Raw genomic sequence first — 19,845 nt, 5'->3', positions numbered from 1 at the left:
GGACAGCCATCAGCAGGAAGCGTTGCACATGACCGCATCGATTTCGTCGAAGACTCTTCGCGATCTGGCATGGAGATTTGGCCGCGCGAAGGATGGCCAGATCAGCATGATCTTCGCCATCACCATCATCCCCATCCTGGTGTCGGTCGGCGCCGCCGTCGATTTCGCCAAGTCCAGCGACACCAGGGCGCAGTTGCAGAAGTCGGTCGACGCCGCGGTCCTCGCCGGCGTGACCCAGGCCAGCGCGCAGCAGGTCTCGACCGCGAGCGCGGTGTTCTCGGGCAGCTTCAAAGGCCGGTTCGGCACCGGCACAACGGCGACCTTCACGCCCAACAGCGACGGCTCGCTGTCGGGCACCGCGACGACCTCGGTGAAGACCTCGTTCCTCAACGTGATGGGCACGACATCGCTCGGCGTGACGGCGTCCGCAACGGCCAAGGCCGGCGCGCAGACTACGTCGCCCGTGTGCATCCTGCTGGTCAGCACCATCAACGCGCAATCATTGCTGGTGAATTCCGGGGCCCAGCTCAATGCGCCGAGCTGCGAGATCCACGTGCTGTCGACGCAGAGCCCGGCCGCGATGTTCAACGCCACGCTCAACGTCAAGCGCATCTGCATCAAGGGCACCAATATCACCAAGAACGGCGGCGCCACTCCGCCGGCCGAGACCGGCTGCGCGGCGATCTCCGACCCATTTGCCGGCAAGCTGCCCGCCGTCACGGTGGGCGCGTGCACCACCAACAACAAAGTCTATGATCCCGGCTCGGTCACGCTCAGCCCCGGCGTCTATTGCGGCGCGACCAACTTCAACGGCTCCGGCACGCTGACGCTCAATCCGGGCCTCTACATCATCAAGGGCGGCGCGATGACCTTCAACTCGGGATGGACGGTGACCGGCAGCGGCGTCACCTTCTACCTCGTCGACCAGAACGCGACGCTCACCTTCAACGGCAACGTCAATGCGACGCTGTCGGCGCCGACCAGCGGCACCTACGCCAATATCCTGATGTACGAGCCGAGCGGCCTGTCGACGACGAACCTTCCGATCAACGGCACCAGCAGCTCGTCCTACACCGGCCTGATGTATCTGCCGAGCCGCAACGTCACCATCAACTCGGTCTCGACCATGAGCAGCAACAGCGTCACGATGGTGTTCAACACGCTGATCCTGAACCAGACCAACTGGGCGATCGCGCCCGGCGCGCTGTCGATGTCGGCGGCCAGTGGTCCGGCCGGCACGGCGTTCCTGTCGAGGTAGTTGCCATAGCTGAGCCAATTCTCGTGAGTGCTGTTTCAGCGGCTGGTCGCCGGGACTGACGACCCGGCCAAAAGATATCAGCTCCTCTCTTCCGAGATGAAACGGAGCTGCATCCCGCCACCGATACTGCTTCCCTCTCCCCGTTCTTCACGGCAGAGGGAACGCGGTGTCGCTGGCGGCTGCAGCGTCGTTTCAGCAGTGCAAGGACTTCACCAGCTCACCAGAGCCGCTCGCGCCCTGCGTCTCGGCCGCCGCCTCTGCCGACTCCCCAAGCCGCCGCCGGCCCGCCCACTCACCTTCGTCGCCACTCCCTCCCCTTGACACCCTCCCCCGTTTCAGATGATGTTACGTTATAACATTGCATAAAGAGACTACATGCCCGCTCGCCGGCACCGACCCCTCCCCCTGAAGAGGCTGTTCGACCTCGATGCGCAAACTCCCCGTCACGGTCTTGTCCGGCTTCCTCGGGGCTGGGAAGACCACTTTGCTCAACCAAATCCTGAACAACCGCCAGCGACTGAAGGTCGCGCCGCGCCAACGAGGCGGCCCGACCAGCCCGCATCCGAACCGAAAGTCCCCGGGTGCAACGAACCGCGAGACACACGCGCGACAGTCGCCCCTGCTTCGCGTGTGAGAGGGAAGGCGGTATAGCCGCTCCCTGCCCGGCGGAGCCGTCGCGAGACGGCTCCGCCATTTCCTTGATGGCTACGACTTCGACTCGGCGGGATCGCGGTGCACCGGGTCGATCCACAGCACCGTCTCGGGCTTCTCGACCGGCTCGATATCGATGTTGATCGCGACCGCCTCGCCGTCGCTGCGCACCAGCACGCATTCGAGCACTTCGTCCGGGCTCGCATTGATCTCCTGGTGCGGCACGTAGGGCGGCACGAAGATGAAATCGCCGGGACCGGCCTCCGCGGTGAACTGCAGCCGATCGCCCCAGCGCATACGCGCCTTGCCCTTCACGACGTAGATCACGCTCTCGAGATGACCGTGATGATGCGCCCCGGTCTTGGCGTCAGGCCTGATCGTGACCGTGCCCGCCCACAATTTCTGCGCTCCGACGCGCGCGAAGTTGATCGCCGCCTTGCGGTCCATGCCCGGCGTCGACGGCACGTTGGAATCGAGCTGATTGCCCGGAATGACGCGGACGCCGTCGTGCTTCCAGCGCTCGTCGCCGTGATCGTGGGAATGGCCGTGCGCGTGATCGTGAGAGCCTGACATGATTTCTTCTCGGGATTTCATCTGTTCGAGGGAACCAAGCCATTGTTAGCCGAAATGCCGCAGCGAAGCTATTCGCAGTTCCCCACGAACCTTTCTGCATCGCGTGCGTTGGATCGGTGGAGTTCACACAAACAGCGGAGGACGAAGTCATGGGTGCCACCACCGACAAGATCAAGGGCGTCGCCAACGAGACCATCGGCAAGGCCAAGCAGGGCATCGGCGAAGCCACCGGCTCCGAGCGCCTGCAGGGCGAGGGTGCCGTGCAGGAAATCAAGGGCAAGGGCCAGCAGGCGCTGGGCGATGCCAAGAAGGCGACCAAGGACGCGGTGAACACCGCCGCCGGCGCCGCCAACAAGAATCTCTGAGCAGGATCGGCGCGGTCGCGGAGATCGCGCGAAGACGCTATCAACTACAAGACCGGCCCCTCACGGGGCCGGTCTTTGCATCGTCGTTAGTTGACGATAGATGGCAACTATCAGCCAGATCATTACAGCGCTCCAGCCGGCGCCCATGAATGCGCCCTCTCCCCTTGTGGGAGAGGGCATGTAGGACAGCGCCACGAGCTCGGTCGGGTGAGGGGTCTCTCTCCATGAGCGTCGCTCGCCGAGAGAAACCCCTCACCCCATTGTGTTCGCGGTTGGGCCCGTGATGCCCTCTCCCACAAGGGGAGAGGGCGCTGTATCGCGCAGCACGCTTGGTTGCCCTCCCGGCATCATTCGCGCGCCTTACTTCACGCCGAGCAGTTCGACGTCGAACATCAGCGTCGCGTTCGGCGGAATCACGCCGCCGGCGCCGCGGGCGCCGTAGCCCAGCTCGGGCGGAATGATCAGGGTACGCTTGCCGCCGACCTTCATGGTGGCAACGCCCTCGTCCCAGCCGGCGATCACGCGCTTCATGCCGATCGGGAATTCGAACGGCTCGTTGCGATCCACCGACGAGTCGAATTTCTTGCCCTTCTGGCCGTTCTCATAGAGCCAGCCCGTATAATGCATCACGCAGGTCTGACCGCGCGTCGGCGTGGCGCCGGTGCCTTCCTTGGTGTCGATGATCTGCAGTCCGGAGGGAGTGGTCATGGTCTTTCCTGTGGGTTTGGCGGAACTGGTCTGTGCCGAGACCGCGCGGGAGCCCAGCAAGACACCGGCCGCGGCCGATGCCGCCGCCATCAGCGCAACTCTTCTGTTCATCGGACGCCGCATGCTCCAGACCGCCTCTGCTCGTTCACGGGAGCCGCGGTTTAGCTCATGCGGGAGCGGCTGACCAGCCCGGCATCGACTTCCGAAAAAAATAATCTACTTGCGTATAATCGGAAATCATGATTTTCTCCGCGCATCCCGCCTCACCGCAGAGGGGCGTAGCGCGCGATCGTCACGACACGCGAGGTGGGGAGCGATGGCCGCGATGTTGCCGCAGCATGCTTATCGAGCGTGCGGACGAACGGCAATGCGCGGACGTGAAGTCGCAGCGTCCTGATACCCCGATGCTGGTATCACGCGCAGTGCGCGCAAGCGCATTGTCGCAATGGTGGCCAACAAGCCCGGCGCACCAGGGAGACTGCGTATAAGCGTGAAGACCGTCGCGCAGGGAATGCCGGTTGAATCGGCTTTGCCTGTGGTACCTGCCGCCTGCATTTTTTTCGCAGGCGGGCCATGGGTGAGGCCTTCACCCGGCATTCCCTGCGCCCTCTGCATTTCAAGAGGGATGAACTGATTGGACAACTCGGGCGTCATCAGCCGCGAGAACGCTCTTTCATGCTCATCGCCGTTAGAGCCGTGAATTCGCCAACTCCACCGCCGTCGTTCCGGACAAGCCGGGACGCGCGACAGCGCGTCGCGGCGCCGATCCGGGACCCATACGCCGCGGCCGTCGTAATGGGCAAACGGCCAATGACCAGCCTGCCTCAAACCGCTCCCTGGAGGTATGGGTCCCGGCTCAAGGCCGGGACGACAGTGGAGTGTGCAACTGCCGTAGGGTGGGCACGGCGCGCGAGAAAACGAAGCGGGGTCGATACAGCGCGGCACGCCTTTGCCCACCCTACGAGTTGGCGCGCAAGCACAACAGACGCACGAACGCCTACGGCCTCAATAGCCCAGCGCACAGCCGTCCTTGCGCGGATCGGAGCCGCCGGTGAGCGTGCCCTTGTCCCAGTCGATCCAGATCGCCTGACCGCCGCCGAGCGGCGACACCACCTTGGCGGTCTTGTGGCCGATCTTCTGCAGGCCCTCGACCACCTCGGCCGGCACGCCGTCCTCGAGCTGATAGACGCCCTCGTAGTGCAGACCGCGCGCCATATCGATCGCTTCCTGCACGTCGCAGCCATAGTCGAGGATGTTGGTCAGCACGTGGGTCTGGCCGACCGGCTGATACTGGCCGCCCATGACGCCGTACGACATCTGGGCGCGGCCGGCCTTGGTGGCGAGCGCCGGGATGATCGTGTGCAGCGGACGCTTGCCCGGGCCGATGCAGTTCGGATGGCCCGGCTGGATGCGGAAGCCGCCGGCGCGGTTCTGCAGCAGCACGCCGGTCTCGTTGGAGACGATGGCCGAGCCGAACGAATGCGCGATCGAATTGATGAAGGAGCAGACGTTGCGGTCGCGGTCGACGACCGTGATGTAGACCGTCTCCGGATTCATCGGCGGCGCGACGTTCGGCAGGTCGAGCAGCTTGTCGAGGCTGATCTGCGAGATGTACTCGTCGGCGAACTCCTTGGCGAGGATGCTGGCGACCTCCGTCGTCATGTGCGCGGGATCGCCGATGTGCTGCTCGCGCATCATGTAGGCGATACGGGCGGCCTCGGCCTCGAGGTGGAAGCGCTCGACGCTGAGCGGATCGATGCGCGTGAGGTCGAAGCGCGAGAGGATGTTGAGCATCACCAGCATGGTGATGCCCGGACCGTTGGGCGGGCACTGCCAGACGTCGTAGTCCTTGTAGGTGGTGCCGATCGGCGAGGTCACCTCGGTCTGGTGGTTGGCGAAATCCTCCAAGGTGTGCAGGCCGCCGATGCCACGCAGCGTCTGCACCATGTCCTCGGCGACCGCGCCGGTGTAGAAGCCCTTCGGCCCGTCCTTGGCGATGACGCGCAGGGTCTGCGCCAGCTCCGGCTGGCGGATCACGTCACCCACGGCAGCCGCCTTGCCATGCGGCAGAAAGTAGCGCGCGGTGTTGGTGCCGTTCTTGAGCTTCTCGAACTGGTTGTTCCAGTCGAACGCGACACGCGGCGCCACCACATAGCCGTCCTCCGCGGCGCGGATCGCGGGCTGCAGCAGCCGGTCGAGCCCGAGCCGGCCATGGTCGCGCAGGATGCGGTCCCAGGCATCGATCGCGCCGGGCACGGAGACGGCATGAGCCGAGGTCAGAGGGACCGAATGGATCTTGCGCTCGAGAAACCAGTCCACGGTCGCGGCGGCGGGCGCCCGGCCCGAGCCGTTATAGGCCATGATCCGGCCTTCGCCCCTGGGCTGGACCAAGGCGAAGCAGTCGCCGCCGATGCCGGTCGATTGCGGCTCGATCACCCCGAGCAGAGCGCAGGCCGCCACCGCCGCGTCGGCTGCGGTGCCGCCGGCCCGCAGCACCTCGATCCCGGCCAGCGCCGCCTGCGGGTGCGAGGTGGCGATCATTCCGTTCTGGGCGTGGACCGTCGACCTGCCGGGGAAATGGAAGCTTCTCATCGTTGCTCGCTGCGTGATCGTGTGGTGGCTGGAATACCAGCGCTGACCGGCTACATCGCACATTCCTTCCAGGCTCGGCAATGCCCGGGGATACCAGCTTTTCTATGGTCAGCTCTGCTGGTAAACGGCCGCATGCCCCTCGCCGTCGCCGCCTTCTATCAGTTCGTCGCCCTGCCGGATTTTCGCGACCTGCGCGCGCCGCTCCACGCCTTTTGCGCCGAGCGCGGCATCAAGGGCAGCGTCCTGCTGGCCGAGGAGGGCATCAACGGCACCGTGGCCGGGACCGAGCCGGCAATTGCCGCCCTGGTAGGCGAGTTTCGCGACGGAACGCTGTTCGCCGGCCGGCTGGACAATCTGGAGCTGAAATACTCGCGCGCCACGGCCATGCCGTTCCGGCGCCTCAAGGTGCGGCTGAAGCGGGAGATCGTGACGCTCGGCGATCCCGCCGCCGATCCGACCCGGCAGGTCGGGACCTATGTCAGTCCCGCCGATTGGAACGCGCTGATCGCCGCGCCGGATACCGTCGTGCTCGACACAAGGAATGCGTTCGAGGTGGCGATGGGGACGTTCGAAGGCGCGGTCGATCCAGGCCTGCAGAGCTTCGGGCAGTTCAAGGATTTTGCGGAACGCGCACTCGATCCTGCGAGGCACAAGCGGATCGCGATGTTCTGCACCGGCGGCATCCGCTGCGAGAAGGCGAGCGCGCTGCTGCTGGCGCGCGGCTTTTCCGAGGTCTACCACCTCAAGGGCGGCATCCTGAAGTATCTCGAGGAGATCCCGGAAGCCGAGAGCCGCTGGCGCGGCGGCTGCTTCGTGTTCGACGAACGGGTGGCGCTCGGTCACGGGCTGCGGGAGCACAGCGCGGCCACGATCAAGGCAGTTCCGGAGGGCGCACGCGATGAGCAGCTCTGATCCATCCAACGCGGAGCTCGGCGAGCGGATCGACACGCTGGAGATGCGCCTCACCTTTCAGGACGACACGATCGAGACGCTGAACCAGACCATCACCGCGCAGTGGCGCGAGATCGATGCGCTGAAGCGCAAGATCGCCCTGCTGGTCGAGCGGCTCGAGGACGCGCAAAGCAATGCCGAGGGGCCGCGCAATGAGCAGCCGCCGCACTACTGATCGTGCGGCGATCTCAGGCCGGGACGGTCGCCGGCGCCTTGCCGGCGGGCCGATCGATCACCTCTCCGGCCACGATCAGGCGGTCGCGGCCGGCGTCCTTCGCGGCATAGAGCGCGCGGTCGGCCGCCTCGATCAGCGAGGCCGGTCCGGCCGATCGCTCGAAGCCCGGCCGGCACACCGCGCCGCCGATGCTCGCGGTGACGATGCCCGCCGGGTTGTGATCGTGGACGATGCGGGCCTCGTGCAGTGCCCGCCTGATCCGCTCGCCGAGCCTGGCGCAGCCCTCGGCATCGGTGTTCGGCAGCAGGATGGCGAACTCCTCGCCGCCGTAGCGGGCCGCCAGATCCGAGCTGCGCTGCGCCTCGTCGGCGAGAATGCCGGCCACGGTGTGCAGGCATTCGTCGCCGGCCGGGTGGCCATAGGCGTCGTTGAAGGCCTTGAAGTGGTCGATGTCGATCATCAGCAGCGCCAGCGAAGTCTTGTCGCGGTAGGCCCTGCCCCACTCCTCCAGCAGCCGCTCGTCGAACCGGCGGCGGTTGGCGAGCCCGGTGAGTCCGTCCTCGATCGCAAGCGTCTCGAGCCGTCCTTGCAGCGTCTTCTGCTGCGTCACGTCGCGGGTGACGGCGACGAAGCCGTCGAGCGCGCCGTCCGGCTGACGGGTGGCGCGGATCGTGGCCTCGACCCAGATCTCCGACTTGTCGCGGCGGCGCATGCGATAGGTTGCGCGTGCTTCGTCGACGGCCCCCCTCCTGAGCTGATCGAGGATCTCCTGCAACTGCGGGCGATCCAGCGGATGCACGCCGGAGAGCGCGCGCTTGCCAGGAGCTGCGACGGGTGCCAGCCCAGCACGCGCATGGTCGAGGGCGAGACGTAGCCGATGCATTCGTCCAGCTCGATCCGCGTCACGATGTCGCTGGAGCCTTCGGCGAGCAGCCGGAAGTTCTCCTCCTTTGCCGCCAGCGCCGCGGCAAGCTGCTGCCGCTGCAGCAACTGCTTCGCGAGGAAGATGCCGATCGCAATGACGAGCGCGACCAGACAGACCAGCACCGTGAGCCGAATCAGCGCATCACGCTTCCATTCGGCCAGGACCTCCGCCTCCGTGCGCGTCACCAGAATGAGGAACGGATAGCGCTGCGCGTGCTGATAGAACCCGATGCGTTCGGATGTTTCGCCGAGCCTTCGGAACTGCAACGGCCCCGACGCCGGATGATAGGGGATCGCTTCAAGTACGGGGCGCCCGACCGTCTGCGGGTCCGGTTCCGCATTGTCGGCGAGGACGGCTCCGTCACGGCTCATCAGGCTGATCGTCCCCTCACGACCGACGGCAAACTGACGGTAGGACTGAGCGAAATAGGCAACGTCGACGGTTGCCAGCACGACGCCGCCGAACCGGCCATCCGCGTGATTCCAGCGCCTCGACAGGGTGATGACCCATTGACCGCCGGCCCTGCTCTGCACCGGACGACCGATCAGCAGCGAGCGATCGGCCGAAATCCTGTGGTGTGCGAAGTAGTCACGATCGGCATTGTTGTAGTTGGTGAGCGTGACGTCCTCGGTGGTGGCAAGCCAGTCGCCGTTTTCGCCATAGGCGAAGATGCCCCGGATGCGGCCGAGATTGGCCTTCCTCGTCTTCAGGATCGTCTGCAGTCGGGCGATCGCACCGGGCTTGCCGTCATCGGTCTCGAGCGCGGCGACGACGCCGCGCAACAGCGAATCCGCAAGCTCGAAGGTATCCTCGACGTGCTGGGTGAGCGAGTGAGCGAGGTTGCCGAGATCGGTTTCGGCATTGCGTACCTCCGCCTGTCGGGACGTCCATTCGCCCCAGACGCTGTAAGCGAGAATCGCGACCGACACGAGCGCAAGCACGCCAGCCGCCCACATCGGCAGGCGGCTTCGATCAACTCTGGTCGCACCAACGTCCATTCCGCGGGACTCTCCGGACGCCGGGAGAGTCCCATGGACATCTTATCTAACCCTGAAATGCGGCGGGTCCGAAGGCGTCCGCAGCGCCCCGTAAGATTACGGCATCTCCCGTACGACTACGGACAAACAGCGGCGGCGCCGCGGTCAAGGCGGGCGTTCGGCCTGTTAGTTCAGCGAACGAACACCGATCGCACCTTGTCCCAAAGCGATGGCGAATGGTCTCGGTCAACGTCGGCGTCGTCCTTCACACGGGTCGTCGAGGGCTGCTGCAGGCTCACCGGATCCGATGCCGGAAACGTGTCCATCAGTCCCTTGTCGAGCTGCGTTGCAGTCTTGCGGTCGAGACGCGCGGCTTCGCGGGGATCGACGGCGTGCTTGTCGTGCGGCGCAGGATTGAATTTCTCAGCCATGACCAATCTCCCTGTGGGACGACAACGCAGGGGCGAAGGACGTGTTCCCCTCGATGTGACGCCCTGCGACTGCGGGGACGCTCGCATCTCCCGCGACGCCCGAGCGGATATGACCTTGGCCGGAACCGCTTGGGCATGTATCACGGACGGTAAACTGTTCCCGAAGGTTGCGGAGCCCGAGCGTGAGTAAGACTGCCGTGAACAAGCCTTTCATCGACGTGCTGTCCGGTCAGCGCCAGAGCGGACCGCCGATCTGGATGATGCGGCAGGCCGGCCGCTATTTGCCGGAGTATCGCGAGGTCCGCGCCAAGGCCGGGGGCTTTCTCGATCTCTGCTTCAATCCTGAGCTCGCGGCCGAAGTCACGCTGCAGCCGATCCGGCGCTTCGGCTTCGATGCGGCGATCATCTTTTCGGACATTCTGGTGATCCCGCATGCGCTCGGCCGCAGCGTCCGCTTCGAGGTCGGCGAAGGCCCGCGGCTCGATCCGCTCGATACGCCGGAGAAGATCGCGACGCTGTCGGCGAAGGCAGACCTGTCGACGCTGGAAGCGGTGTTCGAGGCGCTGCGCCGTGTGCGGGCCGAACTGGCACCGAGCACCGCCCTGATCGGCTTTTGCGGCGCCCCGTGGACGGTTGCGACCTACATGGTCGCGGGCCAAGGCACACCTGATCAGGCGCCGGCGCGGCTGCTCGCCTATCGGCATCCCGATGCGTTCGGCAGAATCATCGATGCGCTGGTCGACAGCTCGATCGCCTATCTCTTGAAGCAGCTGGAGGCCGGTGCCGACGCGCTGCAGATCTTCGACACCTGGGCCGGGGTGCTGTCACCGCGCGAGTTCGCGCGCTGGTCGGTCGCGCCGACGCGACGCATCGTCGACGGCGTCCGCAAGGCGCGGCCCGACGCCAGGATCATCGGCTTTCCGCGTGGCGCCGGCGCGCTGTTGCCGGGCTACGTCACCGAAACCGGAATCGATGCGGTCAGCATCGACTGGACGGCGGAGCCCGCCTTTATCCGCGAACGGGTGCAGAGCAAGGTGGCCGTTCAGGGCAATCTCGATCCGCTGGCGCTGATCACCGGTGGCGCGGCGCTCGACCAGGCGGTCGACGACGTGCTGGCGAGCTATGCCGGGGGACGTCACATCTTCAACCTCGGCCACGGCATCCTGCCGGAGACGCCGATCGCCCATGTCGAACAGATGCTCGCGCGCGTCCGCGCCTACAGGGGATGACCGATCAACGCGGCCGGCTGCGCTCGATCAGCTCGGCCGCGCCGTTGGCAAGCAGCTCGAGCCCGACCGCACGGCCGAGCTCGCGCGGACGATCCGCCGGCGCGGAGCGTTGCGCCTCGATGAAGCGGCCGCCGTCCTCGTCGAGCACCGAGGCGGTCAGCGTCAACTGTCCACCGTCGATGGTCGAAAAGCCTGCGATCGGCGAGTTGCAATGGCCGTTGAGCACCCAAAGCACCTCGCGCTCGGCGTCGGCGCAGGTCCGCGCCGCCGCATCGTCGATGGTCGCTAGGATGCGCCGGGTTTCCCAATCCGACGCGGGGCACTCGACGGCGACGATGCCCTGCCCGACCGCCGGCAGCATGTCGGCGACCGGAAACTCGTAGGAGGCGCGGTCGGACAAGCCGACCCGCTCCAGCCCGGAGCGGGCCATGATCAGGGCGTCGGCCGGCCCCACGGCGCCGCCGTCCGGCAGCCGCTGCAGCTCGCCATTGTCGAGCTTGCGGATGCGGGTGTCGGCCGCGCCGCGGAAATGGATCAGCTCGGCCTGCGGAAACAGCCGCCGCGCATAGGCGGCCCGGCGCACGGCATTGGTGCCGATCTTGAAGCCCCGGCCGCCATCCTTGCGAAATTCGTCAAGCGACAGCCCGCGCCGCAGCACCAGCACGTCGCCCGGCGGATCGCGCGACAGCAGCGCTGCAACCACCAGACCGGGCGTCTCCTCGTTGCCCGGCATGTCCTTCAGCGAGTGCATCGCTGCATGCAGCCGGCCGTCCAGCATGGCACGGCGGATTTCGGCCACGAACGCCCCACCCTTGCCGCCATGCGAGAGCAGCTTGCTGGTCTGGTCGGAATCGCCCGTTGTCTCGAACTTGACGATCTCGATGTCGAGCGACGGAATCGCAGCCTGCAGCCGGCGGGCGATCTCCTCCGTCTGCGCCAAGGCCATCGTGCTCTTGCGGGTGCCGATCCGGAAACGTGTCACGAACTCATTCCTGCGTCAGCGCGCGTCCTGCAAGATCATGTCGGAGGCCTTCTCCGCGATCATGATGACCGGCGCGTTGGTGTTGCCCGAAACCAGATCCGGCATGATCGAGGCATCGACCACGCGCAGGCCGTCGACGCCGCGCACGCGCAGGCGTTGATCGACCACGGCGGCAGCATCGGTCCCCATCCGGCAGGTCGAGGTCGGATGGTAGATCGTGCTGCCGGTCTGCCGGCAATAGGCCAGGATGTCGTCATCGCTCACGATCTTGGACCCGGGATAGGCTTCATCCGAGACATACGGCTTCAGCGCCGGTGCCGCCAGGATTTTCCGCAGGATCCGGAGACCCTCGATGTTGGCCCGCCGGTCGGTTTCACTGGCGAGATAATTGATGCGGATTTCCGGCGGCACCGTCGGATCCGCGCTCCTGATCCGCAGCGAACCTCGGCTTTCGGGCCTGAGCTGGCAGACCGAGGCGGTGAAGCCGGAGAAGGTGTGCAGCTTCTCGCCCATCTTGTCGGTCGAGAACGGGATGAAGTGGATCTGGATGTCCGGGCTCGCAAGCCGCGGATCGGTCTTGAAGAACGCGCCGGCCGTACCCGCCGCGATCGTCAGCGGACCGTTGCGGAAGGCCGCATAGCGTGCGCCGGCCAGCACCTTGCGCACGGGGTTGTTGACGATGTCGTTGAGCGTGATGCGCTGGCTGCAGCGCATCACGATGCGGACCTGCAGATGGTCCTGCAGATCACTCCCGACACCGGGCGCATCAAGGACCACGTCGAGGCCGTGCTGCTTCAGCAGCTCGCCCGGACCGACACCGGACAACTGCAGCAGTTGCGGCGAGTTATAGGCACCGCTCGACACTAGGATCTCTTTGCGAGCGCGGGCCGTCCGCATCCGGCCGCGCTGGCTGAACGTCACGCCGCACGCCCGGCGTCCCTCGAACAGGATGCGCTGGGCCAGCGCGTCGGTCTCGACGTGGAGGTTGCTGCGGCCGAGCGCCGGCCGCAGGTAGGAGACTGCGCTGCTGGCGCGCCGGCCATGGCGTGTGGTGGTCTGGAAGAAGCCCGCGCCCTCCTGGCTCTGGCCGTTGAAGTCGCCATTGAAGGGCAAACCGGCTTCGACCGCCGCCTTCACGAACGCTTCGGACAACGGGTCCTCGTGTCGCCAGTCGGACACCGGCAGCGGGCCGTCGACGCCATGATAGTCGTCGCCGCCGCGGGACTGATTTTCCGCCCGCTTGAAATAGGGCAGCACGTCGTCATAGCCCCAGCCGACATTGCCGCGCTGGCGCCAGCGGTCGTAATCTTCGTGCTGGCCGCGCACATAGAGCAGGCCGTTGATCGAGCTGGAGCCACCGAGCACCTTGCCGCGCGGCTGGAACACAGAGCGGCCGTCGAGCCCGGGCTCCGGCTCGGTCTGGTACATCCAGTTGACGGATTTTTCCTTGAATAGCTTGCCGTAGCCGAGCGGAACGTGGATCCAGATGTTGCTGTCCTTCGGACCGGCCTCGAGCAGCAGCACCGTGTGCTTGCCGTCGCTGCTGAGCCTGTTGGCGAGAACGCAGCCGGCCGAGCCGGCACCGACCACGACGTAGTCGAACTCCATGTCCGCCTCACGCAACGCCGCGCTGCCTTCCATCGCTTCCCCACCGGCCTTGTTGTTCTTTCATCCTCGATGATACCAAAACGCAAGGACATGCAAGCGGCAAATCAGCAGGTCTGGTCGGCCATCTCAGTCATTGCTGCCTAAGCAGGCGCGCGGCGTGCCGCGCGATCATCATTTCCTCATTGGTATTGACCACGCGCACGCGCACCCGCGACCGGTCCGAAGAGATCAAGGAATGGCTCGCACGATTGCGGCCGTCGTCCAACGCGATCCCGAGCCATTCGAAGCCTTCGCAGACGCGCTGGCGAATGCGCCATGCGTGCTCGCCGATGCCGCCGCAGAACACCACCGCGTCGATGCCCGAGAGGATCGCGGCCATGGCGCCGAGCTCGCGCCTGATGCGGTCGACAAAGTAGTCGATCGCCTGCCGGGCTTCCGGCGTGCCGGCTGCCTCCAATTCGCGCATGTCCTGCGACAGTCCCGACAATCCCTTGAGGCCCGAATGATTGTAGAGGAGATCGGTGACCGCCTCGGCCGTCATCCGCTTCTCCTGAAGCAGATAGAGAACGACGCCCGGGTCCAGCTGACCGCAGCGCGTGCCCATCGGCAGACCGTCGAGCGCCGTGAATCCCATCGACGAACCGATGCTCTGCCCATCCCGGATCGCACACATCGAGGCGCCGTTGCCGAGATGCATCACGACCACCCGGCCCTTCTCGTCGAGCGGAGCGATCTCCTTCAGCCGCGAAACGACGTATTCGTAGGACAGGCCGTGAAAGCCGTAGCGGCGGACACCTTGATCATAGAGCTCGCGCGGCAAGGCATAGGTATCATTGACCCAGGGGTGCGAGCGATGGAACGCGGTGTCGAAACATGCGACCTGCACGGCATCGGGAAAGGCGCGATGCGCGGCGCGGACGCCGGAGAGATTGTGAGGCTGGTGCAATGGTGCCAGCGGAATGAGCTTTTGCAGATCATTCAGAACATCGTCATTGACGACGATCGGCTGCGTGAAAGCGAGCCCGCCATGGACGACGCGATGACCGACGGCGTCGACTTCGGTGCGGCCGATGGCGCGTTGCAGTACCTCGAGCACGACACCGAGAGCCGCCTCGTGATCGGTGGCGCTCGCTGCATCGAGCCGTTCGTCAGCCAGCGCACCGTCCCTCAGCTTTGCTTCGAGATGCGGCGCCGCACTGCCAAGCCCTTCGATCTGGCCATGCACGGCCTCGACAAGCGCGGCATCTTCCTCGAACAAGGCGAACTTGATCGAGGATGAGCCGGAGTTGAGGGTCAGGATGTGTTGCATCGATGATGCCGCCTCGTGGAGAATGATGAACTGATAAACCGCAGAAAATACGAACTATTTCCGTGACGATCCGAAGACGAATAAAACGCTAGGTTGCATTCTGCCCTGAGCTTACTGCCTGCTATCATATCAAAGGTTGAGTCGGACCCGCGGGAGAGCATTGCGTGAATATGCCTCGACATCTCCTGCCGACCACCGTGGTCGGAAGCTACCCGCAGCCGGATTGGCTGGTCGATCGCGCAATGCTGTCGAAGTCCGTTCCCCGCATTCGCATGCAGGGCATGTGGCGCATCCCCCGGCCGCTGCTCGACGACGCCCAGGACGATGCGACCATTGTCGCGATCCACGACATGGAACAGGCCGGGATCGACATCGTGTCGGATGGCGAGATCCGGCGCGAAAGCTACTCCAACCGGTTCGCGACTGCGCTCGACGGCGTCGATGCCGACAATCCCGCCATCATCATCTCGCCGTCCGGGATCAAGACGCCGGTGCCGCGCGTCGTCGGCCCGATCCGGCGGACACAGCCGGTCGAGCTGCGTGACATGGAGTTCCTCCGCCGTAACACCAAGCATGCCGCCAAGATCACCCTGCCCGGGCCGTTCACATTGAGCCAGCAAGCCCAGGACGACTTCTACGGTGACGACGAGGCGCTCGCGATGGCCTTCGCCGACGTCGTCAATGCCGAGGCCCGCGACCTGCAACGCGCCGGCGCCGACGTCATCCAGCTCGACGAGCCCTGGGTCCGCAACAATCCGCAGGCGGCGCGGCGCTATGCCGTCAAGGCGATCAACCGGGCGCTCGATCATATTACGGTGCCCACCATCGTTCACGTTTGCTTCGGTTATGCCGCCATCGTGCCGGGCTCCAGCAAGCCGAGCGGATATGCGTTCCTGGCCGAGCTTGCCGATTGCCACGCCGCGCAGATCGCGATCGAGGCGGCGCAGCCGCGTCTCGACCTCGGCGTTCTCAAAGATCTCTCGACCAAGACCATCGTGCTCGGCGTCATCGATCTCGGCGATGCCGAGGTCGAGCCGGTCGCGGTCGTCGCCGAGCGCATCCGCAACGGCCTCAAAGTGGTGGCGCCGGAGCGGCTGGTCGTGGCGCCGGACTGTGGCATGAAATATCTGCCGCGTGCGACCGCCTTCGGGAAATTGAAGGCGATGTGTGGGGCGGCGGCGCGGGTGCGCGAAGAGCTCGCCTGAAAGCCCAATGTGGCAGATGCGGCGCATGTCGGGCGCGACGCTCCACGATGGCGCCACCCTGCAAACCCATTTCCGGAATAAGGCAGCCCGCGAGCGCGAGGGGTCGGCTGGCCCGATCTCGTCGCAAGGGAGGCTCCGATGGCCGTCTGCATCACGTCGAGACATGTCGCCGGTGCGATCGGCATGCTTGCCGGCGCAGCGTTGAGCGGGACCGCGATGGCCGATCCGCTCGACGACATCATGGGCGGCCTGATGCGCGACGCGCGCAGCTCGTTTGCGCGGATGGTGCCGATCGGGCTCGTACCGACCATGCCATCGCTCCAGCCCCCTCCCATCCAGCAGCCAACGGCACTCCCACCATCCTCTCCGCCCGCGCTCCCGCCACAGGCTCAGACCGTCAAGCCGCAGGCCACGGCGAAACCACTGCGCCCCCGGCCGCCGCTCAGTCCCGCTGCGGCGACGCTGGCGGCTGCCCATGCTGCCGAGACGGTCGCCGACGCCAATCTCGATGCGGCGCTGGCGGCCAACGAGAAGGCCATTTCCGACCGCGACGCGGCGGAGACGCTGGCGAAGGCCAATCCCACCGCTACCAACATCGCGGCGGCCAAGGCCGCGGCCGAGGCCGCCTACATCGCGGAGGCCAACCTCACCGACGCGCTGCTCGCCGACAAGGACGCCGACGCGCGCCTCAAGGCGGCACGGGCCGCTCTTGCCGCGGAGCAGAGCGGCCGGAGACCGGCCGCCAAGCCGCAGGAAGCGATGCCGGTCAGCCTCGCCGACAAGTAGCCGGCATCGCGCTCACAGCGCGTCGGCTCGTTCCATCGTATCGATCGTGACCACGCCATGGGCGCGCGACACGCAGGCGCAGAGCTTGCGGTTGTCGTGCTTCTGCTCGGCGCTGAAGAACACGTCGCGATGATCGATCTCGCCCTCGACCTCGACCACGTCGACCGCGCAGACGCCGCACTCGCCGCGCCGGCAATCCGCCATGACCTCATGGCCGGCGACATTCAGCACGTCGAGCATCGAGCGATCGCGCGGCACCACGATTTCCTCGCCGCTGCCACGCAGCCGGACCTTGAACGGCTCGGTCGACAGCCGGCCGCTCGATCCGAACGTCTCATAGCTGAGATCGGCCGGCGCGCGGCCGCACGCCGCCCACGCGCTGCGCGCGGCATCCAGCATCCGCATCGGTCCGCAGAACAGCACGGCTGCTCCGGACGGCAGACTCGAAAACAGACCGGGCAAGTCCAGCCGCTGCGACTGGTCTGCGGCATACACCGCGAGCCGGTCGCCGAGCAGCGCCGAGAGCTCATCGACATAGGCCGCCTCGCCCTGCGATCGCACCGCGTAATGCAACGAGACGTTCGGCGTCTTGCGGAGCAGCGCGTGCGCGGCCCCAACCAGCGGCGTGATGCCGATGCCGCCGGCGACCAGACAATAATGCGGCCGCTGCCAGTCGATCTGCAGCAGCGAGGTCGGGCTCGCCACATCCAGCCGCGCACCGGGCTGCAGCGACCACAGATAGCGCGACCCGCCGCGGGAATCCTCGGCGAAGCGCACGGCGATCCGGTAGCCACGCGGATCCGCCTCGCCGACCAGCGAATAGGAGCGGACATCGGGCTGGCCGGCGGCGAGAACGCCGACCTTGATGTGGCTGCCAACCGCATAGGGCGCGCAGACATAGCCGTCGGGCCGCAGAATGAATTCGCGGATGCCCGGCGCGACGTCGCGTGTCGAGACCAGGGTCGCAGGCGACCAATTGTCCTGGAATCGCATGATCGCCTCCTCAGCCGTTGGTCTGCGTCTTGATCAGCACCGCCGCCGGCACGAGGTCCATCGGACCACGCGCCTTCACGGCCAGCCGCAGGTTGCGGGCGGCAAGCCGGGCATGCTCGCGCATGATCCCCTCGGCGCGCGCGCCCTCGCGGTTCTCGATCGCGTCGATGACGATGCGGTGATGCTCCTGTGCGACCACCAGGATGTGACGCGCCTCGGGGAGCGCCGATTGCGCCATCACGAAGCCGCTTGGCGAGGCGAACGGCAGCGCGCTGGCGCGGTCGACCTGGCGGATCACGGGCGGACTGCGCGACAATTCGGCCAGCAAGGCATGAAAGCGCGCATTCAGCGCCACATAGGCCGAGAACCCATCGAACGAGAGCTCGGCGGGCGCGATGAGCTCGTCGATCTGGGCGAGGCATTCGCGCATCGGCTCGGTGTCGCGCACGGACACGCCGCGCTCGGCGGCGAGCCGCGCCGCCAGTCCTTCCATCGTGCCGCGCACCTCGATGGAGTCGAGCACGTCACGCTCGGAGAACGACTTCACCATGAAGCCGCCGGACGGAATGGCCTCGAGCAGCCCCTCCTCCTCCAGCCGCACCAGCGCCATCCGCACCGGCGTGCGCGAGACGCCGGCGGCCTCGACCGCCTGCAGCTCGGAGATGCGCTCGCCAGGGCGCAAGCCGCCGGTGAGAATCAGGTCGCGCAAAGTGAGCTGCGCACGGACGGTCTGCGAGATCGAGCGCTCGCTGTCACGCTCAGCCATTCCATTTACTCCGCGGCTTCGCGCAGCGGCGTTTCGCGCGCGATCATCCGATCGATGATCCGTCGTGCCCACATTGCGCCTGCATCGATGTTGAGGTTGTAGAAAACGCGTCCTGGATTCTCGTCCATCGCACGCTGCTGCGCTTCCAGGATCAGCTCGTCCTCGCGGAAGATGCCTGACACGCCCTCGCGAATCTCCGTCGTCAGCCGCTGCTCGGAAAGCTGGTAGTTGCGGGCGAACGCCCAGAAATAATGGCAGGTCTTGTCGGTCTCCGGCGTGATGGTGTTGAGCACCATGCCGTTGACGCCCTGCGAGCGGTCGCCCTCCGGCGCGCCCGTCCCGGTCGGGGCGACGCCGACGTCGATCGTCACCGTGCATGGCGCCTCGAAACGGATGATCTGCCAGCGGTCGACGAGACCGGGCTTGCCGAGCTGCCTGGCCCAGAACGGCGGCGGCTCGATGCCGCGCATCCAGCGCGTCACGGTCGCGGTGCGCTCGCCATGGGTGACGTCGAACGGCGCTTCCGCCACCGCGTCGTTGCCGATCGACGAGCCGTGCACGAAGGTCTCGTGCGTGAGATCCATCAGATTGTCGACCACCAGCCGGTAGTCGCATTTGACGTGGATGGTCTTGCCATCGCCGGCCCAGGCCGGATCGTGATTCCAGTGCATGTCGGGAATGGTCGCGGGATCGGCCAGCGCCGGATCGCCCATCCACAGCCAGATGAACCGATGCCGCTCGACCGCCGGATAGGCCCGCACGCAGGCCGAGGGGTTGATGGTCTCCTGCGAGGGCATGAACGTGCAGCGGCCCTGCGGGCTGAACTTCAAGCCGTGATAGCCGCAAACGACAGTGTCGCCTTCCAGCCGCCCCTTGGACAGCGGCACCAGCCGGTGCCAGCAGGCATCTTCGAGCGCGGCGATGGTGCCGTCGGCCTTACGGTACATCACGACGTGCTTGCCGCAGATCGTCCGCGGCAGCAGGGCCTGCTTGACCTCGGCGTCCCAGGCAGCGGCGTACCAGGCATTCATCGGAAAAGAAGCGGCCATGGCGTGTCCTCGTGTCGGTATACGTCCAACTGACCGCTGTATACAATAAATGGGAGACAAGGCGCAAGTTCCGCCTGTTCCATGTCCACATCTGCCATTTCTGTATACAAAACACCTTCTCAGCCGCGCGGCGGTTCCGCCAGAAGGAACGAAGCTGACAGACAATCCTTTCTGATTCAGTGACTTGCGTTGATTCCTCGCCGGTCCTCGACCAGATGTCACCCGTTCGGCTTCGGCCTTCGCCGCCCAGCGAGCGCTCGATCCCTTGGCATCTTTGCCTGGCAACGGGACCACAGGCACGAGGGATCAGCC

At 66.0% G+C, this 19,845-nt stretch carries 17 protein-coding genes and 2 pseudogenes; 8 read left to right on the top strand and 11 right to left on the bottom strand.

Annotation, left to right across the window (positions count from 1 at the left end; genetic code table 11):
• Nucleotides 1–28 precede the first annotated feature (28 nt).
• Nucleotides 29–1,258: a Tad domain-containing protein gene (locus QX039_RS07030; protein WP_315738415.1), complete on the top strand. Its 1,230-nt coding sequence runs from the start codon at nucleotides 29–31 to the stop codon at nucleotides 1,256–1,258.
• Between the two features lie 427 nt (nucleotides 1,259–1,685).
• Nucleotides 1,686–1,787, top strand: a pseudogene (locus QX039_RS07025) (GTP-binding protein); the annotation flags it as partial.
• Nucleotides 1,788–1,963: 176 nt separating this feature from the next.
• Here QX039_RS07025 and QX039_RS07020 read toward each other — a convergent pair.
• Nucleotides 1,964–2,482 (bottom strand): cupin domain-containing protein, encoded by a 519-nt coding sequence (locus QX039_RS07020; RefSeq protein ID WP_315717363.1) that lies wholly within the window; start codon nucleotides 2,480–2,482, stop codon nucleotides 1,964–1,966.
• Between the two features lie 149 nt (nucleotides 2,483–2,631).
• On the opposite strand from QX039_RS07020, the gene QX039_RS07015 reads away from it, so the two are divergent.
• Nucleotides 2,632–2,847: a CsbD family protein gene (locus tag QX039_RS07015; RefSeq protein WP_315738416.1), complete on the top strand. Its 216-nt coding sequence runs from the start codon at nucleotides 2,632–2,634 to the stop codon at nucleotides 2,845–2,847.
• A gap of 360 nt (nucleotides 2,848–3,207) precedes the next feature.
• Here QX039_RS07015 and QX039_RS07010 read toward each other — a convergent pair whose 3' ends face one another.
• Both QX039_RS07010 and ggt read right to left on the bottom strand, forming a co-directional pair.
• Nucleotides 3,208–3,666 (bottom strand): FKBP-type peptidyl-prolyl cis-trans isomerase, encoded by a 459-nt coding sequence (locus QX039_RS07010; protein WP_409998083.1) that lies wholly within the window; start codon nucleotides 3,664–3,666, stop codon nucleotides 3,208–3,210.
• Nucleotides 3,667–4,560: 894 nt separating this feature from the next.
• Nucleotides 4,561–6,147 (bottom strand): gamma-glutamyltransferase, encoded by a 1,587-nt coding sequence (gene ggt, locus QX039_RS07005; protein WP_315738417.1) that lies wholly within the window; start codon nucleotides 6,145–6,147, stop codon nucleotides 4,561–4,563.
• Nucleotides 6,148–6,279: 132 nt separating this feature from the next.
• On the opposite strand from ggt, the gene QX039_RS07000 reads away from it, so the two are divergent.
• On the top strand, nucleotides 6,280–7,059 hold the full coding sequence (locus QX039_RS07000; protein ID WP_315738418.1) for a rhodanese-related sulfurtransferase: 780 nt from the start codon (nucleotides 6,280–6,282) through the stop codon (nucleotides 7,057–7,059).
• Nucleotides 7,046–7,273: a SlyX family protein gene (locus tag QX039_RS06995; protein ID WP_315738419.1), complete on the top strand. Its 228-nt coding sequence runs from the start codon at nucleotides 7,046–7,048 to the stop codon at nucleotides 7,271–7,273. The genes QX039_RS07000 and QX039_RS06995 overlap by 14 nt, the downstream gene beginning before the upstream one ends.
• 13 nt (nucleotides 7,274–7,286) lie before the next feature.
• Here the strand turns inward: QX039_RS06995 and QX039_RS06990 are convergent.
• Nucleotides 7,287–9,196, bottom strand: a pseudogene (locus tag QX039_RS06990) (diguanylate cyclase).
• A 170-nt stretch (nucleotides 9,197–9,366) separates the two neighbouring features.
• On the bottom strand, nucleotides 9,367–9,606 hold the full coding sequence (locus QX039_RS06985; RefSeq protein ID WP_315738420.1) for a hypothetical protein: 240 nt from the start codon (nucleotides 9,604–9,606) through the stop codon (nucleotides 9,367–9,369).
• Between the two features lie 182 nt (nucleotides 9,607–9,788).
• Here QX039_RS06985 and hemE point away from each other — a divergent pair, with 182 nt between their 5' ends.
• On the top strand, nucleotides 9,789–10,835 hold the full coding sequence (hemE, locus tag QX039_RS06980) for a uroporphyrinogen decarboxylase (RefSeq protein ID WP_409998924.1): 1,047 nt from the start codon (nucleotides 9,789–9,791) through the stop codon (nucleotides 10,833–10,835).
• A 4-nt stretch (nucleotides 10,836–10,839) separates the two neighbouring features.
• Here the strand turns inward: hemE and hemC are convergent, their stop codons facing one another.
• From hemC to QX039_RS06965, 3 genes are all read right to left on the bottom strand, one after another.
• Nucleotides 10,840–11,817: a hydroxymethylbilane synthase gene (hemC, locus tag QX039_RS06975; RefSeq protein ID WP_315738421.1), complete on the bottom strand. Its 978-nt coding sequence runs from the start codon at nucleotides 11,815–11,817 to the stop codon at nucleotides 10,840–10,842.
• Nucleotides 11,818–11,832: 15 nt separating this feature from the next.
• Complete coding sequence (locus QX039_RS06970) at nucleotides 11,833–13,458, bottom strand: choline dehydrogenase (protein ID WP_315738422.1); 1,626 nt, start codon at nucleotides 13,456–13,458, stop codon at nucleotides 11,833–11,835.
• A 97-nt stretch (nucleotides 13,459–13,555) separates the two neighbouring features.
• Nucleotides 13,556–14,734 (bottom strand): acetate/propionate family kinase, encoded by a 1,179-nt coding sequence (locus QX039_RS06965; RefSeq protein ID WP_315738423.1) that lies wholly within the window; start codon nucleotides 14,732–14,734, stop codon nucleotides 13,556–13,558.
• Between the two features lie 170 nt (nucleotides 14,735–14,904).
• Here QX039_RS06965 and QX039_RS06960 point away from each other — a divergent pair, with 170 nt between their 5' ends.
• Both QX039_RS06960 and QX039_RS06955 read left to right on the top strand, forming a co-directional pair.
• Nucleotides 14,905–15,939 (top strand): uroporphyrinogen decarboxylase family protein, encoded by a 1,035-nt coding sequence (locus QX039_RS06960; RefSeq protein WP_315738724.1) that lies wholly within the window; start codon nucleotides 14,905–14,907, stop codon nucleotides 15,937–15,939.
• Nucleotides 15,940–16,077: 138 nt separating this feature from the next.
• Nucleotides 16,078–16,725 (top strand): hypothetical protein, encoded by a 648-nt coding sequence (locus QX039_RS06955; RefSeq protein ID WP_315738424.1) that lies wholly within the window; start codon nucleotides 16,078–16,080, stop codon nucleotides 16,723–16,725.
• A gap of 12 nt (nucleotides 16,726–16,737) precedes the next feature.
• Here QX039_RS06955 and QX039_RS06950 read toward each other — a convergent pair whose 3' ends face one another.
• Genes QX039_RS06950 through QX039_RS06940 form a run of 3 tightly spaced genes read right to left on the bottom strand, consistent with a single transcriptional unit; the run spans nucleotide 16,738 to nucleotide 19,533 of the window.
• A complete protein-coding gene (locus QX039_RS06950; RefSeq protein WP_315738425.1) occupies nucleotides 16,738–17,718 on the bottom strand; it encodes a PDR/VanB family oxidoreductase in 981 nt (326 codons plus the stop codon).
• 10 nt (nucleotides 17,719–17,728) lie between these two features.
• Entirely contained in the window at nucleotides 17,729–18,484 is a 756-nt protein-coding gene (locus QX039_RS06945) for a GntR family transcriptional regulator (protein WP_315738426.1), read from the bottom strand.
• A 5-nt stretch (nucleotides 18,485–18,489) separates the two neighbouring features.
• On the bottom strand, nucleotides 18,490–19,533 hold the full coding sequence (locus QX039_RS06940) for an aromatic ring-hydroxylating dioxygenase subunit alpha (RefSeq protein ID WP_315774300.1): 1,044 nt from the start codon (nucleotides 19,531–19,533) through the stop codon (nucleotides 18,490–18,492).
• Between the last annotated feature and the right edge of the window lie 312 nt (nucleotides 19,534–19,845).

Source organism: Bradyrhizobium sp. SZCCHNR1043, assembly GCF_032489675.1.
GTDB lineage: Bacteria > Pseudomonadota > Alphaproteobacteria > Rhizobiales > Xanthobacteraceae > Bradyrhizobium.
This window is presented reverse-complemented; position numbering and strand designations above follow the sequence as displayed.